This is a genomic window from Natronospira sp., assembly GCF_007134575.1.
GTDB lineage: Bacteria > Pseudomonadota > Gammaproteobacteria > Natronospirales > Natronospiraceae > Natronospira > Natronospira elongata.
In genome coordinates this window covers 1-3,020 of sequence record NZ_SLKM01000002.1, presented here as the reverse complement: position 1 = coordinate 3,020, position 3,020 = coordinate 1, and the positions used below count along the sequence as shown (strand labels likewise).

The following is a 3,020-nucleotide window of genomic DNA, read 5'->3' as shown; positions in this document are numbered from 1 at the left end:
GACGCGCGTCCGAATTGCCGGGTCGAGGCCGCCGGTCTGCGCATCGACTGGTCGCGACAGTTCCTGGATGAGCACAGTCGGGGCGTGCTGCTAAGCCTTGCCGCTGAGGCCGGCTTTCATGAGGCCCGCCGCAAGCTGTTCAATGGCGAACGGGTCAATGAGAGCGAGCAGCGCGCGGCCATGCACATGGCTCTGCGCGGTGCCGGGGAACGGGATTGGCAGGTGGAGGGGGAAGTGGTCTCCACCCAGGTCAGGGCCGAACTTGAGCGTATCGAGAATTTTGTCGCCGCCCTGCGTGACGACGATCGGCTTGGTGCCACTGGCAAACCCTTCAGGAACGTGGTCAATATTGGCATCGGCGGCTCCCACCTTGGCCCGGAGGTGGTGACTCAGGCCCTGCCTGCCGCCGAGGGCGCACCCCGGGTGCATTTTCTCTCCAATGTGGATCCGGCCCAGTATCACCGGGTCATGGATGAGCTGGACCCTGAAACGACCCTCCTGGTCGTGGTCTCCAAGACCTTCACCAGCCGCGAGACCATGGTCAATGCCCGTCGAGCCCGGGAGTGGCTGGTCGCCGCGCTTGGCGAGAACGCCGTTGCCGATCATTTTGTCGCCGTTTCCGCCAATGCTCGGCGGGTCAATGAATTCGGAATCGACGAAACCCGGCTGTTCCGTTTCTGGGACTGGGTGGGGGGGCGTTTTTCGGTCTGGTCAGCGGCCGGCCTGGCGGCTGCCATTCATCTGGGTATGCCGCGATTCCGGGAAATGCTGGCCGGGGCCGCAGCCATGGATCGTCATTTTCTGGAAGCCGAGGATGCGGTCAATGCCCCCCTGATGCTGGGTCTGCTCGACGTGCAGTCCATTCGAGCTTTTGGCTGGTCGGCCTGGGCGGTGGTGCCCTACAGCGATCGCCTACGTCTTCTTCCCGCCTACCTGCAGCAGTTGGTCATGGAGAGCAACGGCAAGGGGGCCAATCAGCGCGGGCAGATGATCGAGGGTCAGACCGGACCGGTCCTGCTTGGCGGCACAGGCACCGATGCCCAGCACGCCTTTTTCCAGATGTTGCATCAGGGACCGTTGCCGGTACCGGTGGACTTCATTGCCAGTGCCTGCCCCCAAGGCGAGTCGACGGCGGATTGGGAGGGGCATCGAATCCTTCTGTCCAATTGTCTGGCTCAGGCCGAAGCCCTGGCCACTGGCAAGTCTCCTGAGCAGGTGGAAGCGGAACTTCGGCAGCAGGGCATGGATACTGATACCATCAGAAGGCTGGTGCCGCAGAAAAGCTTCAAGGGCAATCGACCCAGCACCCTGGTGCTGATGGACCGGCTGTCGCCGGTGCGTCTGGGTGCATTGATCGCTCTATATGAGCACCGGGTCTTCGTGCAGGCCTTGCTGTTCGGGATCAACCCCTTTGATCAAATGGGGGTGGAACTGGGCAAGACCCTGGCGGGCAGGATGGAATCGGTGTTGGCCGATGCAGACGCCCTTGCCGAAGACCCCATTGCCGAGGCGGCAGCGCAATGGATCCGCAGCCACTGGGAGCCCCCGTCGTGACGAGCAGCCGGGATCTGGCCTATCTGATTGCCATGGGACACCGCCGTTATCGCATGGCGGCGCGGGCGGCCGTGGACAGCCTTCTGGGACCCGGCCAGTTCCACGGTGACGTGGTCCTGTTTACTGACAAGCCCATGCGCATGCCCGGGAACGTGCGGGTGGTCGTCGTGGACGATCCCGATCTGCTGGCCCAGCCCAAGCGTCTCAAATTCCGGGTGGGCCGTTTCGTGGATCTGGCTGCCTATCACCGGGTGATGTTCTTTGATGCCGATCTGGTCAGCCGGGGTCCCATCGTGGAGCGCATTGCCGAGCCCCTGGATGCCGGTGGCATGGTCTGCACCGACGACATCGCGCAGACCGTGGACATGGGCTTGTGTTGCCGCTGTCTGGAGCCCGCCGAACTGGCCGAGCACGGTGGTCGCAGCCTGGGGGTCAATAGCGGCTTCTTTGCCGCCCGCGGCGATCTGATCCAGGGGTTTCTGGATGTCTGGGAAGGGATCGTGGATGACTGCGCCGATCGTGAAGGCGAAGGCTTTGACCAGCCCGGCTTGAACGCGGCCATGCTGCGAGCGGCACTGCCGGTGTCCATGGTCAGGGGACTCATGTGGTTTCCCCGCCGTGACCCGAAGGGACATTACTGCCTGCCCAATGCCCCGCTGGTGCATTTTCACGGTGCCGGACGCAGCTGGAGCCGGACCTTCCGGATGCGGGCCTTTGCCCGTGATGCCATTGCCGGACGGCGTCTTGCTTAAGCGTTTCTAAGGAACCTCTGGTCAGAGGTTTCCTAAACGCCTTCAGGGCCCGAGCATGATCAGCTCGCCCGACCGGGTGACCAGAGCGATGCGCCGCCCTGGCAAAACCAGTGGTGACGCCCCCAGGCTGTCCCCGGTTTCCAGGCGCCAGAGCACGCTGCCGTCACCTTTGTCGAGGGCGGTGAGGCTGCCGTCGCGGGCGGCCACCAAGAGTCCATTGCCGCCCAGCACCGGTCCGGCGCTGATCCAGTGATCGGCGACCCGGCGTTGCCAGATGCGCAGACCCAGGTCCTCGCGCAGGGCATAGATCCGGCCACTGCGATCCGCCACGAAGATCTCATCACCGTCCACCGCCAGTGGCGCGCCGATGTCGGCGGCCGTGTCAAAATGCCAGTTTTCCACCCCGACGCTGAGAAACAGGGATCTGACCCGGCCATTGAGATCGCCGAAAAAGCCGAATTGCCCCTGAATCGCGACGCCCCCGTAGACCGCTTCATCTGTCTGGTATTCCCAGCGCTCCTCGCCGCTGCCCAGGTCCAGGCCCACGATGCGGCCGCGGCTGGTGCCCACAAATACCCGCCCGTCACCTTCGGCGGCAGCGGCATGAATGGAGCCGCCCGTGTCGGTGCGCCAGTATCGGTGCCCATCGTCCCGGTCGAGCAGGCTCACCCGGCCGGATACATCGGCCACCACGATGCCCAGGTCGGTGGCTTG

3 protein-coding genes are annotated in these 3,020 nt (G+C 64.3%); 2 read left to right on the top strand and 1 reads right to left on the bottom strand.

Annotated elements, in window-relative coordinates; translation table 11 throughout:
* Together pgi and ACJWXQ_RS00035 are read left to right on the top strand one after the other, a co-directional pair.
* A partial coding sequence (gene pgi / locus ACJWXQ_RS00040; protein WP_406671889.1) for a glucose-6-phosphate isomerase occupies window positions 1–1,554 on the top strand: 1,554 nt, incomplete at its 5' end.
* Complete coding sequence (locus ACJWXQ_RS00035; RefSeq protein WP_346052408.1) at window positions 1,551–2,306, top strand: hypothetical protein; 756 nt, start codon at window positions 1,551–1,553, stop codon at window positions 2,304–2,306. The genes pgi and ACJWXQ_RS00035, both read left to right, overlap by 4 nt.
* 42 nt (window positions 2,307–2,348) lie before the next feature.
* Here the strand turns inward: ACJWXQ_RS00035 and ACJWXQ_RS00030 are convergent.
* Window positions 2,349–3,020, bottom strand: a 672-nt coding sequence (locus ACJWXQ_RS00030; protein WP_406671888.1) for a PQQ-binding-like beta-propeller repeat protein, incomplete at its 5' end; no start/stop codon positions are given.